Genomic DNA, 13,731 nt, shown 5'->3' with positions numbered 1-13,731 from the left:
GACAAGGCGCCGGTGTTCGCGCCGGGGCGGGGATGCGCATGCCGCCCCCGCCCCGGCGACCGCACGCGGGTCTACGTACGTAGGTCGAGAAGAGAGATCGCGAGCATGACCGTGCAGACCGAACGGCCGCCCTCCGGCCCGGTGGACGTAGCCAAAAGGGATGGGAGCGGCCCCGCCGGACCAGGACCCCGAGCCGCGTCCCGCCTCGGCGCGCTCACCCCGTACCTCCTGTTGCTGCCGGCCTGCGTGGCCACCGTGCTGCTGCTCGGCTGGCCGCTGCTGAAGGACGTCCTGCTGTCGTTCCAGAACCTCAACATGGCGCAGCTGATCCAGCACGTCACCGAGTGGAACGGCATCGACAACTACAAGGAGGTCCTCACCGGCGAGGACTTCTGGCGCGTCACCCTGCGCTCGATCCTGTTCACGGCGGTCAACGTCGCCCTGATCATGGTCCTGGGTGCCCTGGTCGGCCTGCTGCTGGCCCGCCTCGGGCAGCGGATGCGGGTCACCCTGATGATCGGGCTGGTGCTGGCCTGGGCGATGCCCGTGGTCGCCGCGACCACCGTCTACCAGTGGCTGTTCGCCCAGCGCTTCGGTGTCGTCAACTGGGTCCTGGACAAGCTCGGTTGGCACTCCATGGCCGACTACAGCTGGACCAGCAGCCAGATGTCGACCTTCTTCGTGGTCACGGTCCTCATCGTCTGGCAATCGATCCCGTTCGTCGCGATCAACCTCTACGCGGCCACGACCACCATCCCGGGCGAGCTCTACGAGGCCGCGGCGCTCGACGGCGCGGGCGGCTGGAAGAGCTTCACCACGGTCACCCTGCCCTTCCTGCGCCCCTTCCTCTACGCCACGACGTTCCTGGAGGTCATCTGGGTCTTCAAGGCGTTCGTGCAGGTCTTCACCATCAACGGCGGCGGCCCCGACCGGCTCACCGAGATCCTGCCCGTCTACGCCTACATCGAGGGCGTCGGCAACCAGCACTACGGCATGGGCGCGGCGATCGCCGTCCTGACCATCCTGATCCTGCTCGGCCTCACCGCCTACTACCTGCGGATCGTGCTCAAGCAAGAGGAGGACGAGCTGTGAAGCGCTCGCTCTTCGGCCGCCTGTGGCCCAACGTCACGGCCGTCGTCCTGTTCATCGGCTTCGTCTTCCCCGTGTACTGGATGTTCTCCACGGCCTTCAAGCCGACCGGCGACATCATCTCGGAGGACCCGGTCTGGTTCCCGACCGACATCACCTTCGAGCACTTCGAGCGGGCGACCGGCGTCGACCACTTCTGGACGTACGTCACCAACTCGCTGATCGTCACCCTGTGCGCGGTCGTCCTCGCCCTGGTCGTCGCGCTGGCCGGCTCCTTCGCCCTGGCCCGGTTGCGGTTCAAGGGACGGCGCGGCTTCGTCATCGGCTTCATGCTGGCCCAGATGGCGCCCTGGGAGGTCATGATCATCGCGATGTACATGATCGTGCGGGACGCGTCGATGCTGAACAGCCTCGTGCCGCTGACGGCCTTCTACATGATGATGATCCTGCCCTTCACCATCCTGACCCTGCGCGGCTTCGTCGCCGCGGTGCCCCGGGACCTGGAGGAGGCCGCGATGGTCGACGGCTGCACCCGCGCCCAGGCGTTCCGCAAGGTCATCCTGCCGCTGCTGGCCCCGGGCCTGATGTCCACGTCCCTGTTCGGCTTCATCACCGCATGGAATGAATTCCCCCTGGTCCTGGTGCTGAACAAGGAGACCGAGGCGCAGACCCTGCCACTGTGGCTGTCCAGCTTCCAGACCGCCTTCGGCAATGACTGGGGCGCGACGATGGCGGCGTCCTCCCTCTTCGCCATCCCGATCCTGATCCTCTTCGTCTTCCTGCAGCGCAGGGCTGTCAGCGGCCTGACGGCCGGCGCCGTGAAGGGATAACGCCACCCGATGACGACATTCGCCAGCGGTACCGACACGTTGACGCGCGACGCGCTGACGGTCCTCCAGCCCGGCTTCACCGGCACCACCGCCCCCGACTGGCTGCTGCGCCGCCTCGGCGAGGGCCTCGCCTCCGTCGGCCTGTTCGGCCGCAACATCGCCTCGCCCGAGCAACTGGCAGCCCTGACGGCCCAGTTGCGGGCCGAGCGGGACGACGTGCTGGTCGCGATCGACGAGGAGGGGGGTGATGTGACGAGGCTGGAGGTGAGGTGCGGCTCCAGCTTCCCCGGCAACCACGCCCTGGGCGCGGTGGACGACGTCGAGCTGACGAGGCAGGTGGCGTCCGAACTGGGCCGCCGCCTGGCCGCCTGCGGGGTGAACCTCAACTGGGCCCCCTCGGCGGACGTGAACTCCAACCCCGCGAACCCGGTGATCGGCGTACGCTCCTTCGGCGCCGACACCGCCCTGGTCGCCCGCCACACCGCGGCCTACGTCACCGGCCTCCAGTCGGCAGGCGTGGCGGCCTGCACGAAACACTTCCCGGGCCACGGCGACACGGCGGTCGACTCCCACCACGCGCTCCCGCGCATCGACGCGGCCCTGGACGTGCTGACGGACCGCGAACTCTCCCCGTTCCGCGCGGCGATCGCCGCCGGCACGAGGGCGATGATGAGCGCGCACATCCTGGTCCCGGCCCTGGACCCCGGCCACCCGGCGACCCTCTCCCGCCCGGTCCTGACCGACCTCCTGCGCGGCGAACTCGGCTACACCGGCCTGATCGTCACCGACGGCATGGAGATGCAGGCCATCGCCGCCACCTACGGCATCGAACGCGGCAGCGTCCTCGCCATCGCGGCCGGCGCGGACGCGATCTGCGTGGGCGGCGGCCTGGCGGACGACGAGACGGTACGCCGCCTGCGGGACGCCCTGACCGCCGCGGTCCGCTCGGGCGAACTCCCCGAGGAACGCCTGGCGGAGGCCGCGGAACGGGTCCGCGAACTGGCCCGCTGGACGGCGACCGCGACACCGGTGACCGACGCCGAGGGGCGCACGGACGTGGGCCTCGTCGCAGCCCGCCGCGCCCTGCAGGCGACCGGCGCCGCGGACTTCACCCCGCTCACCGAAGCGCCCTACGTCGTCGCCCTCACCCCGGTGGCGAACATCGCCGTGGGCGACGAGACGCCCTGGGGCGTGGCGGCGGAACTGGCCAGACTGCTCCCGGGCACACAGACGGGCAGCTTCGTGGGGGAGGACGCGGGGCGCGACGCACTGGAGGCGGCGGGGGACCGGCGGATCGTGGCGGTGGTCCGCGACGAACACCGGCATCCTTGGATGCAGCGTGCCCTGGACACCCTGCTGACGGCTCGCCCGGACACGATCGTGGTCGAAATGGGCGTCCCCCAGGCGCCACCCCGAGGCGCCCTGCACCTCGCAACCCACGGCGCGGCTCGCGTGTGCGGGCGGGCGGCGGCGGAGGTCATCGCGGGGGAGTAGCGGTTACGACGAGGAAGGCGCCGGTCCCCTTTCAAAGGACCGGCGCCTTCAGTGTCCCCAGGGGCGCGGGGCTGTATCGATATGCGGCTCCGCCGCGTGGGCTCGACCAGCCACTTGCGGCCCGCAGTCCGCAGAAAACCGAACCCGGCAGACGAAACGCGCGTCTCAAATCCCCTGCCAGTCCGGCTTGTTGGCATACGTGTGCCGGAAATACTCGGCAAGCTTCAACTTCGATGCGGCCCCCTCGTCCACAACAACCGTCGCATGCGGATGCAACTGCAACGCCGAGGCCGGACACACCGCAGCCACCGGCCCCTCCACAGTCGCCGCAACCGCATCCGCTTTGCCCTCACCCGTCGCCAGCAACACCAGGTGCCGCGCCTCAAGAATGGTGCCGATGCCCTGCGTGATCACGTGATGCGGCACCTGCTCGATGTCCCCGTCGAAGAACCGCGCGTTGTCGACCCGCGTCTGCTCCGTCAGCGTCTTGATCCGCGTCCGCGACGCCAGCGACGAACACGGCTCATTGAACCCGATGTGCCCGTCCGTCCCGATCCCGAGCAACTGCAGATCGACGCCCCCTGCCTCGGACAGTGCCGCGTCATACGCCTCGCACGCCCCCTGCACGTCCTCGGCCGTACCGTCGGGCCCCATGAACGCGTCCATCCCGATTCCGAGCGGCTCCAGCACCTCGCGCCGCAGTACGGACCGATACGACTCCGGATGGTCGGCGGGCAGCCCCACATACTCGTCCAGCTGCGCGATCCGCGCCCGTGAGACGTCCACGGCACCGGAGCGCACCTCGGCCGCGAGCGCCGCGTAGATGGGCAGCGGCGTCGACCCGGTGGCCACACCGAGCACGGCGTCGGGCTTGCGTCGGAGCAACTGCGCCATGGCCTCGGCTATCAGCTCGCCACCCGCCTTGGCGTCCGGAACGATGACAACTTCCACGCTGGGCCTGCCGTTCTGAAGGGGGCATGTGGTTTAGACCAATCTAACAGAGCGGGGCCCCCAGGCCCAGGTCAACGAAACATTCGCTATCGATCGCTACAAAAATAACCGTAGATCACCCCGCCGGCATTTGTCTAGCGTCCGCTATAAAATGCACCCCATGGTGAGCAACAAGGAGAGCGAGACGACCGGGGCGAAGCCCCGCCCGGCGCCCAGACCCCGCGGACGCCCCCGCTCCTTCGACCGCGAGACCGCCCTGGAGAAGGCGATCCTCGCGTTCTGGGAGCACGGCTACGAGGCGACCTCCGTCTCCGACCTCACACGCGTCATGGACATCGGCGCCCCCAGCCTGTACGCGGCCTTCGGTGACAAGCAGTCGCTGTTCGAAGAGGTCGTCCGCGCGTACGACGTGCGGTACGGCTCCTTCGCCGATCGCGCCCTCGCCGAGGAGCCCACCGCCCGTGCGGCCGTCGCGCGGATGCTGCGCGAGGCCGCCGCGGAGTACACCGATCCGGCCCATCCGCACGGCTGCCTCGTCGCCCACGCGGCCACCAACTGCTCCACGCCCGAGGTGGAGGAGTCGCTACGGAGCCGGCGCAACGCCACCATCGCGGCCATCCGGAGCCGTACAGAAGCGGACGTCGCCACAGGCGCCCTCCCGCCCGGCACCGACGCCGCCGCCCTCGCCCGGCATACCGGTGCGATGATCCAGGGCATGTCGCAACAGGCACGCGACGGGGCGAGCCGGGAGGAACTGGAGGCGCTCGCGGAAATTGCCATGGCCAACTGGCCCCGCACATGAACCCGCACGGGTTAGGCTGCGTGGTGGACGCCAGGGCGTCCCACTGGTTCTCCGACTGGCTCGGAGCCCGCGAAGAAGCGTCAACAACAAACAGGCTCCAACGCATGGACACACCGAAGTGGTCTAGTCCACAATGCGAAGGAGTGCGTAGGAGAAGAACGCACCGACTTCCGCCTTCCCCGCACAGGAAGGCGGACCGAGGAACCGGAGCTCTCTGCCCTGACTGCCCCGGCTCCTCATCCTTCGGCCGACCGGGACCGCACACCCCACGGCCGTTGTTGCTCCGGGCTGCGGTGCCGGGAGGGTTGAGGGTCCCTCCCAGGCGCCGCGGCCCGCGGGTGTTTTCGGCCCCTGCGGGCCCCTGAAGTGGCTGGTTTCGAGTCATGTCCGTACCGCCAGGTACGCTCGGCCACGTGCCCTCCATGAACGAACTCGTACGCCAGCACACGGCCCTCGACGACTCCGACCTCGAGTGGCTCCACCTGCTGGTCTCGGAGTGGCAGCTGCTCTCCGACCTCTCCTTCGCCGACCTCGTCCTGTGGGTCCCCACCAGCGACGGCACCCGCTATGTGTCCGTCGCCCAGATGCGGCCCAACACCGGCCCGACCTCGTACCAGGACGACATGGTCGGCCACCTCGTCCCGCGCGGCCGCCGCCCGATGCTGGACGCCGCGCTCGACGAGGGCCGGATCGTGCGGGAGGGCGACCCCGAGTGGCGCGAGGAGGTGCCGGTCCGCGTCGAGTCGATTCCCGTACGACGGGACGGGCGCGTCCTCGGTGTCATCGCGCGCAACACCAACCTGCTGACCGTGCGCACTCCGAGCCGCCTGGAGCTGACCTACCTCCAGAGCGCCTCGGATCTGGCTCAGATGATCGCGGCCGGCGCGTTCCCGTTCGCCAACCAGCAGGTCGACATGGACGCCTCGCCGCGCGTCGGCGACGGCCTGATCCGCCTCGACGCCGACGGCCTCGTCCAGTACGCCTCCCCGAACGCGCTGTCCGCCTACCACCGCCTCGGCCTCGCCGCCGACCTCGTAGGCCACCACCTGGGCATGACCACCGCCGAACTCGCCCCGACCCACGGGCCGGTGGACGAGGCGCTCGCCAAGGTCGCCAGCGGCTGGGCGCCCCGCGAGTTCGAGATCGAGTCGGGCGACGGAGTCATCCAGTTCCGGGCGATCCCCCTCAAGCCCAAGGGCACCCGCATCGGTTCGCTGGTCCTGCTCCGGGACGTCACCGAACTGCGCCGCCGCGAACGCGAGTTGATCACCAAGGACGCGACCATCCGGGAGATCCACCACCGCGTCAAGAACAACCTCCAGACCGTGGCCGCCCTGCTCCGCCTCCAGGCCCGGCGCATCGAGTCCGACCGCGGCCGCGAAGCCCTCGAAGAGGCGGTACGACGGGTCGGCTCGATCGCGATCGTGCACGAGACGCTCTCCCAGAACCTCGACGAGCGCGTGGAGTTCGACGAGATCGCCGACCGGGTGCTGGCGATGGTCGCCGAGATCTCGCCCGGCAAGGTCACCGGCCGGCGCACCGGCCGCTTCGGCATCCTGGACGCCGAGGTCGCCACGCCGCTGTCGATGGTCCTGACCGAGATCCTGCAGAACGCCCTGGAGCACGGCTTCCGCGAGGGCGACACCGGCACGGTCGAGGTCTCGGCGGTCCGCGGCGGTACGACCAAGCAGGCCCGCCTCCTGGTCACGGTCCAGGACGACGGCGTGGGTCTGCCCGAGGGCTTCGACCCGCACACCGCGGGCAACCTCGGCCTGCAGATCGTACGGACGCTGGTGGAGGGCGAGTTGGGCGGCACGTTCGACATGGTGCCGGCGCCGGAGCGGGGGACCCGGGTGATCCTCGACCTCCCGGTGCGAGCGCACAAGTAGGCGCCGACAGAGGTTGTGTGCAGTGCACCACGGCGGCAGGGTGGTGTACTGCACACGGTCCCCCACACGTCAACGGCCGGATGTTCGCCGGCCTTTGGACAGCAAAGAGCCCCAGCCCGTTCAGGGGGCTGGGGCTCAACATGCTCGTTGCCAGCATTTGCTGCGCATCGGGGGTACTGCGCGCTGCGGCTCGGGGGCGGGAGATGCGTACTCGCTGTACGCGCCGCCAAGCTCAGGCTGTTTGCGGGGCGGGTGTTGTCAGGCGGAGGCCTGACGGGCCCGGTTGCGGGCGGCGCGGCGCTTCATGGCGCGGCGCTCGTCCTCGCTGAGACCACCCCAGACGCCGGAGTCCTGGCCGGACTCGAGCGCCCACTGCAGACACTGATCCATAACGGGGCAGCGACGGCAGACGGCCTTGGCTTCCTCGATCTGCAGCAGCGCAGGACCGGTGTTGCCGATGGGGAAGAAGAGCTCGGGGTCTTCCTCGCGGCAAACGGCGTTGTGACGCCAGTCCATGGCTGCTACCTCTCCTTGTGTATTACGTGCAAGTTGCTTGTGAATGTGAACGCTTTCACGAATCCCTCAACAAGTGAAGGGCCGACCGCCAGGTTCCCTGGCGAGGTCCTGTGATTGAAGAGGGGTTCCGGTGATCTGTGGAGCCGGTGTTGCGGGCTGTCCCGATCGCCACGTAGAGACTCGCAAACCTCAGCGACGGATACAACCCCTTCCGGAAAGTTTTTTTTGATTCCTCGGTGTCGACTAGGTCACAGCCGTACTTCCATGGGGTGGATCCTGGCCTAAACGTTCGAGTGAAAGGACTTTAGCCCGTTCCGCTCACACAATCACACGCAGTGCACGGCGTACGCCTGTGAACGTCACGCTCGTACGCAGCCCCAGATGGTCGCCGTCCATCTGAAGGGGCAAGGGGACCTTCGAATGCAAGGTGAAGCGGTCCAGGTCGTGGAGTGAGACGGCGTGCTTTCCATGGGGTCCGCGTTCGGGGGACGAAGTGAGCAACTGGGTGCCATACCGGGCAACCGCGGCTGTCGTCATACGGCTGAGACCGAGTACGTCGAGGCCTTTATCGAACGAGGCCTTAGGTGACGCGTACATCGGGTGATTGCCCAGGAAGGTCCACGGAGAGGTGTTCGAGACTATGGAAAGGACAAGATCGGTCACCGGCTCGGCGTCCGCCCGCTCCAGCGTGATCGTCCCGTGCCGGCGGTGCGCCTCGCCGAAGAACTGGCGCAGGGCCTGTCGGACGTAGAGCGCGTGTGTGGACTTCCTGCCGCGCTCGCGCTGCTGCTCGACCCGTCCGACCACGCCGGCGTCGAAACCGAGGCCCGCGTTGAAGGTGAACCACCGTCCCGGCACGGCCTCGTCCTCGGTGCCGGGCGTACCCGAGGCCAGGCCCAGGCCGACCGTGCGCTCGCTGCCCTCGCGCAGGGCGTCCAGCAGGGCACCGGTCGCCTCCACGGCGTCATTGGGCAGACCGAGTGCGCGGGCGAAGACGTTGGTGGAGCCGCCGGGGACCACGGCGAGGCGGGGGAGGTGTTTCGGGTCTGGGCCGTTGTGCAACAGTCCGTTGACGACCTCGTTCACCGTGCCGTCGCCGCCGAGGGCGACCACCAGGTCGACGTCGTCGCTGTCCGCCGCCTGCCGGCCCAGGTCGCGCGCGTGGCCGCGGTACTCGGTGGTGACCGCCTCGAGCTTCATCTCGCTGGCGAGCGCATGGATCAGGACATCGCGCGTACGTGCGCTTGTGGTGGTTGCTGCCGGATTGACCACGAGAAGTGCACGCATGAGTTGCAGCGTACCTACTGGGGGGTACCGGGCACAGGGCGAGGTAGGGATCAAGTAAGACATCGCGCGTGAGTCTCAACACGGGGGGACTCCGTCGGTTGGGCCGCGTTTGCTGATGCCGTCCGCTGCGAGGGTGAGCGGCGTCGGCGCTGGCCCTGCTGGGGGCTGCCGCCCCCAGACCCCCGCTTCGGCCCTGAACGGGCCTCGTCCTCAAACGCCGGACGGGCTGAAATGCCTGGACCGGCGTTGAGGGGTGAAGCCCCCTACGGGTGGGTGGGGGCCAGGGATGGTGCGGCCCCGCTCCTCAAGCGCCGGAGGGGCTGAATCCAGCCCCTCCGGCGCTTGAGGAGCGGGGGTCCAGAGGGCGGAGCCCCTTCAGGATGGGACGGGTAGGGGCGGCGGGGGCGATGTGGCGGAGGGCTACCCTTCAGGGGTGACCAAGGAGCAGACCCCCACCACCCCGGAAACCACCGGTCCGCGCCCGCGGCGGCTGACGTATGCGGCGGTACTCACCGCACTCGAAGGGCTGGCGCTCGCCGTCGGGGGTGTCTGGGTGCTCGTCCTTGGTCTTGCCGGTGATCCGGACGACCGGCAGCAGGCCGTCACCCTCGGCGTGACACTGATCGTGCTCGCGCTGCTGCCGCTGCTCGCCGCGCGGGGCCTGTTCGCTCAGCGCAGCTGGAGTCGAGGGCCGTCCGTCATCACGCAGATCCTGGCCCTGCCGGTGGCCTACAGCCTGCTCCAGGCCGACAGCATCGCGATTCCGGCGGGCATCGCGATCGCGGCGGCCGCGATCGCCACGCTCGTGCTCCTGATCAACCAGGAGACGACCCAGGCCCTCGGAATCCGGGGGCCCGGCAGCACACCGGATCAGGAGTAGTACTCAGGCCTGACCGTCACTCCTCGGCCTGACCGTCACTCCTCCACCAGCAGCTTCTCCCGCAGCTGCGCCAGCGTGCGCGCCAGCAGTCGGGACACGTGCATCTGGGAGATCCCGACCTCCTGCGCGATCTGCGACTGGGTCATGTTGCCGAAGAACCGCAGCAACAGGATCCGCTTCTCGCGCGGCGGGAGGTCTTCGAGCAGCGGCTTGAGCGACTCCCGGTACTCGACGCCCTCCAGCGCCTCGTCCTCCGCGCCCAGCGTGTCCGCGACCGCGGGGGACTCGTCGTCCGTGTCGGGGACGTCCAGGGACAGCGTGGAGTACGCGTTGGCGGACTCCAGGCCCTCCAGGACCTCCTCCTCCGAGATCGCGAGCTTCTCGGCGAGTTCATGGACGGTGGGGGAGCGGCCGTGTTGCTGGGACAGCTCGGCCGTGGCCGTCGTCAGGGAGAGGCGCAGCTCCTGCAGGCGCCGCGGCACCCGCACCGCCCAGCCCTTGTCGCGGAAGTGCCGCTTGATCTCGCCGACGACCGTCGGGGTCGCGTAGGTCGAGAACTCGACGCCGCGCTCCGGGTCGAAGCGGTCGACCGACTTGATCAGGCCGATGGTGGCGACCTGGGTGAGGTCGTCCAGCGGCTCACCGCGGTTGCGGAAGCGGCGCGCGAGGTGCTCGACGAGCGGCAGGTGCATACGGACCAGCCGATTGCGCAGCTCCGCGTACTCGGCGCTGCCGTCCTGCAGCTTGCGCAGCTCGACGAACATGGCGCGCGCCCCGCTGCGGTCCTGAGGGTCGTGCTGCGTGGCCTGCACGCTGTGCGTGGCCTGCACGCTGTGCGTGGCCTGCACGCTGTGCGCGCCCGTCGCCTCGTCCTCGGCGTTTCGCTCGTGCTCGCTCATCGTCCCGCCCGTTGCCCTCTCCCGAGCCCTCGCCTCCACACGGACAGGGGAGACCCCGCTCCCTCCGCCCGGAGGCGCGCCCTGCACGGCGCCTTCGTCATCCCGACCGTCGTCCAGGAAGCCGGCCTCCGCGGAGTCGTCCTCCGGGTGTGGCCGGGCCTGCTCGGGGATGCCGTCGATGCCGCCCACCACGCGTCGGGAACCGCTCGGACCGCTCGGGCCCACCCCCAGGCTCTCTGCTCCGTCCGAGCAGGGGGGAGTGCCGTCCGACAGCTCTCGTGTGCCGCGCTCTTCGTCCCGCACCGGCCCGTCCCCGTTCCTCACGCCGGCCCGGGTCCCGCGCCGCGCTGTTTGTAGAGGCTGATCGAAACGGTTTTGTCCTCGTCCACGGCGGAGGAGACCTTGCCCGCGAGGGCGGACAGCACGGTCCAGGCGAAGGTGTCCCTGGAGGGAGCGTGGCCGTCCGTGGTCGGGGCCGAGACGGTGACCTCGAGCGAGTCGTCGACGAGCCGGAACACACAGCTGAGCACCGAGCCGGGCACGGCCTGCTGAAGCAGGATCGCGCACGCCTCGTCCACCGCGATGCGCAGGTCCTCGATCTCGTCGAGGGTGAAGTCCAAACGGGCCGCGAGGCCGGCCGTGGCCGTACGCAGCACCGACAGGTAGGCACCCGCGGCCGGCAGCCGGACTTCCACGAAGTCCTGGGTCGCGGGCTCGCCTGCGATCTGGGACACCCTCACCTCCAAGGTGGTACAAGCTTCTCGGGGCCGAGGGTCGCCCCCCGGGGTAACGCGATGTGTGGTTCAGCGGTGACGCTATCGCGCTCTGAACTTTCCTGTCCCCAGGACCCCAACCCCGTGCCGTCACTCACAGTAAACCTGTGGATACGCTCCGTGTCTAGGGGTCTGCGGCTCCAATTGGGAAGAGCGCGCGCCGGGTTGACGTACCCAGACGTCAGACGGTCGAACCGTCCGGATCCAGGGTCACACGAGTACGTGGTCGGCGAAGCACCAACGCCATTCCTCGCCCGGCTCGAAGGTCCGCATCACCGGGTGACCGGACTTCTTGTGGTGTTCTGTCGCATGCCTCCCCGGCGAGGAGTCGCAGCAGCCGACATGCCCGCAGCTGAGACAGAGCCGCAGTTGTACGGGGTGCGTGCCGTCCGCCAGACACTCCGGGCACGTCTCGTTCAGCGCCACGGGTTCCGGGTGCGGCAGCGCGTCGGCGTGCGTGCACTGTTTCATGATTGCCAGGTTACGACGGTCGCGAGGATGGCCGCGCGGAAAAACGAGGGCGGGCGTACGGCGATGATCAAGTGCGGTCCACGACCGATGATCGAGGGCGGGGGCCGCCGTGCCGCGGTGCACGCGCGCGTGGGCACCGTGACGGACGAGGGCGGGCGAGAAGCATGGACGTGATGCCGCTGCTGTTGCTGGTGGCCGGCAGTGCCGCGGTGGCCGCTGCCGCCCGGCGGTCCCCCGTGCCGGCGCCGCTGCTGCTCGTCGCCGCGGGCCTCGCGGTGTCGTACGTCCCGGGGGTGCCCGACTACACCCTCGACCCGCACATCGTCCTGCCCCTGGTGCTGCCCCCGCTGCTGCACACCGCGGCGACGGACAGTTCGTATCTCGATCTGCGGGCCCAGATGCGGCCCGTGATGCTGCTGTCGGTGGGCTACGTGCTCTTCGCGACCTTCACCGTCGGCTGGGCCGCGTATCTCGTCGTGCCGGATCTGCCGCTGACCGCGGCGCTGGTGCTGGGCGCGGTGGTGGCGCCGCCGGACGCGGTCGCGGCGACGGCGGTCGCGCGCCGGGTGGGGCTGCCGTCCCGGATCACCACGATCCTGCAGGGCGAGTCCCTGGTGAACGACGCCACCGCGATCACCGCCTACCGTGTGGCGCTCGCGGCCGCCGTCGGGGAGGGCGCCACCTGGGCCGGCGGCATCGGCGAGTTCCTGCTCGCGGCGCTCGGCGGCATCGGGATGGGACTGGTGCTGATGGTGCCGCTCCACTGGCTGCGCACGCATGTGAAGGAAGCGCTGCTGAAGAACACGCTCTCGCTGCTCATCCCGTTCGTCGCGTACGCGGCCGCCGAGCAGGTGCACGCCTCCGGGGTGCTGGCCGTCGTGGTCGTCGCGCTGTACCTGGGGCACCGCGCGTGGGAGGTCGACTTCGCCACCCGGCTCCAGGAGGAGGCGGTGTGGAAGATGGTCGCGTTCGTGCTGGAGTCGGCGGTGTTCGCGCTCATCGGACTGCAACTGCCGGTGGTCCTCAAGGGCCTCGGGGAGTACGAGGGCGGGCGCGCCGCCTGGTACGCGGTCGCCGTCTTCGTCGTGGTCGTCGTCTCGCGGTTCGTGTGGGTGTATCCGGCGACCTTCCTGCCGCGCCTGCTGTCGGCCCGGATCCGGGAGCGTGAGGACAACCCGACCTGGAAGGGGCCGTTCATCATCTCCTGGGCCGGGATGCGTGGCGTGGTCTCGCTGGCCATCGCCTTCTCGATCCCGCTCACGGTGCACGGGGGCGAGGCCTTCCCCGAGCGCAACCTCATCCTCTTCCTGACCTTCACGACGGTCATCGGCACGCTGGTCGTCCAGGGCGTGACGCTGCCGCCCTTGATCCGCCTGCTGAGACTCCCCGGCCGGGACGCACAGGCCGAGACCCTCGCCGAGGCGAACGCCCAGGCGCAGGCCTCCCGCGTCGCCGAGCTCCGCCTGGAGGAACTCCTCTCCGACGAACGCAATGCCCTCCCGGGCCCGCTGGCCGACCGCCTGCGTGCCGTCCTGGAACGGCGCCGCAACTCCGTCTGGGAACGGCTGGGCCAGGCCAACCCGGTCACCGGCGAGTCCGTCGACGACACCTACCGGCGCCTGTCCCGTGAGGTGATCGGCGCCGAGCGCACGGTGTTCGTGAAGCTGCGGGACGGTCGCCATATCGACGACGAGATGCTGCGGACGCTGCTGCGCAGACTGGACCTGGAGGAGGCGGCGGCCTATCGGGAGGCGGGGTGAGCGGCCGGGCGGCGGCGTGCGCGTCTCCCTACCGCGTGCGCCTCTGACGGTGGATCATTGGCGGGGCACGATCGGTACTGGGTGACTCGG

At 69.6% G+C, this 13,731-nt stretch carries 14 protein-coding genes; 8 read left to right on the top strand and 6 right to left on the bottom strand.

Annotation, left to right across the window (positions count from 1 at the left end):
• Window positions 1-105 precede the first annotated feature (105 nt).
• The 3 genes from QQM39_RS13825 to QQM39_RS13815 are packed head-to-tail and all read left to right on the top strand — an operon-like array spanning window position 106 to window position 3,413.
• Window positions 106-1,092 (top strand): carbohydrate ABC transporter permease, encoded by a 987-nt coding sequence (locus tag QQM39_RS13825; protein WP_301997001.1) that lies wholly within the window; start codon window positions 106-108, stop codon window positions 1,090-1,092.
• Complete coding sequence (locus tag QQM39_RS13820) at window positions 1,089-1,919, top strand: carbohydrate ABC transporter permease (protein WP_301997000.1); 831 nt, start codon at window positions 1,089-1,091, stop codon at window positions 1,917-1,919. Before QQM39_RS13825 ends, QQM39_RS13820 begins: the two co-directional genes overlap by 4 nt.
• Window positions 1,920-1,928: 9 nt before the next feature.
• Window positions 1,929-3,413: a glycoside hydrolase family 3 protein gene (locus QQM39_RS13815; RefSeq protein WP_301996999.1), complete on the top strand. Its 1,485-nt coding sequence runs from the start codon at window positions 1,929-1,931 to the stop codon at window positions 3,411-3,413.
• A 165-nt stretch (window positions 3,414-3,578) separates the two neighbouring features.
• Here the strand turns inward: QQM39_RS13815 and nagB are convergent, their stop codons facing one another.
• Window positions 3,579-4,364 carry a glucosamine-6-phosphate deaminase gene (gene nagB / locus QQM39_RS13810; protein ID WP_301996998.1) on the bottom strand — a complete coding sequence of 262 codons (786 nt, stop codon included), beginning with the start codon at window positions 4,362-4,364 and terminating at the stop codon, window positions 3,579-3,581.
• A gap of 160 nt (window positions 4,365-4,524) precedes the next feature.
• Here nagB and QQM39_RS13805 point away from each other — a divergent pair, with 160 nt between their 5' ends.
• Window positions 4,525-5,166: a TetR/AcrR family transcriptional regulator gene (locus QQM39_RS13805; RefSeq protein WP_301996997.1), complete on the top strand. Its 642-nt coding sequence runs from the start codon at window positions 4,525-4,527 to the stop codon at window positions 5,164-5,166.
• A gap of 422 nt (window positions 5,167-5,588) precedes the next feature.
• A complete protein-coding gene (locus tag QQM39_RS13800; protein WP_302003578.1) occupies window positions 5,589-7,055 on the top strand; it encodes a sensor histidine kinase in 1,467 nt (488 codons plus the stop codon).
• Window positions 7,056-7,313: 258 nt separating this feature from the next.
• Here the strand turns inward: QQM39_RS13800 and QQM39_RS13795 are convergent, their stop codons facing one another.
• A complete protein-coding gene (locus QQM39_RS13795; RefSeq protein ID WP_006142322.1) occupies window positions 7,314-7,571 on the bottom strand; it encodes a WhiB family transcriptional regulator in 258 nt (85 codons plus the stop codon).
• A gap of 318 nt (window positions 7,572-7,889) precedes the next feature.
• Window positions 7,890-8,858: a diacylglycerol kinase family protein gene (locus QQM39_RS13790; protein ID WP_301996996.1), complete on the bottom strand. Its 969-nt coding sequence runs from the start codon at window positions 8,856-8,858 to the stop codon at window positions 7,890-7,892.
• Between the two features lie 433 nt (window positions 8,859-9,291).
• Between QQM39_RS13790 and QQM39_RS13785 the strand changes: the two genes are divergently transcribed.
• The gene (locus tag QQM39_RS13785) at window positions 9,292-9,738 is read left to right on the top strand and encodes a hypothetical protein (RefSeq protein WP_301996995.1); all 447 of its coding nucleotides are present in this window, start codon (window positions 9,292-9,294) and stop codon (window positions 9,736-9,738) included.
• Window positions 9,739-9,773: 35 nt separating this feature from the next.
• Here QQM39_RS13785 and QQM39_RS13780 read toward each other — a convergent pair whose 3' ends face one another.
• From QQM39_RS13780 to QQM39_RS13770, 3 genes are all read right to left on the bottom strand, one after another.
• A complete protein-coding gene (locus QQM39_RS13780) occupies window positions 9,774-10,940 on the bottom strand; it encodes an RNA polymerase sigma factor SigF (RefSeq protein ID WP_301996994.1) in 1,167 nt (388 codons plus the stop codon).
• A gap of 17 nt (window positions 10,941-10,957) precedes the next feature.
• The gene (locus tag QQM39_RS13775; protein ID WP_004925829.1) at window positions 10,958-11,371 is read right to left on the bottom strand and encodes an anti-sigma regulatory factor; all 414 of its coding nucleotides are present in this window, start codon (window positions 11,369-11,371) and stop codon (window positions 10,958-10,960) included.
• Between the two features lie 249 nt (window positions 11,372-11,620).
• Entirely contained in the window at window positions 11,621-11,881 is a 261-nt protein-coding gene (locus QQM39_RS13770) for a UBP-type zinc finger domain-containing protein (protein WP_301996993.1), read from the bottom strand.
• A 27-nt stretch (window positions 11,882-11,908) separates the two neighbouring features.
• On the opposite strand from QQM39_RS13770, the gene QQM39_RS13765 reads away from it, so the two are divergent.
• Complete coding sequence (locus tag QQM39_RS13765) at window positions 11,909-12,055, top strand: hypothetical protein (protein WP_301996992.1); 147 nt, start codon at window positions 11,909-11,911, stop codon at window positions 12,053-12,055.
• Window positions 12,046-13,641, top strand: a complete 1,596-nt coding sequence (locus tag QQM39_RS13760) for a Na+/H+ antiporter (protein WP_301996991.1) — start codon at window positions 12,046-12,048, stop codon at window positions 13,639-13,641. Before QQM39_RS13765 ends, QQM39_RS13760 begins: the two co-directional genes overlap by 10 nt.
• Window positions 13,642-13,731 lie beyond the last annotated feature (90 nt).

The sequence above is a fragment of the Streptomyces sp. DT2A-34 genome (assembly GCF_030499515.1).
Lineage (GTDB): Bacteria > Actinomycetota > Actinomycetes > Streptomycetales > Streptomycetaceae > Streptomyces.
This window is presented reverse-complemented; position numbering and strand designations above follow the sequence as displayed.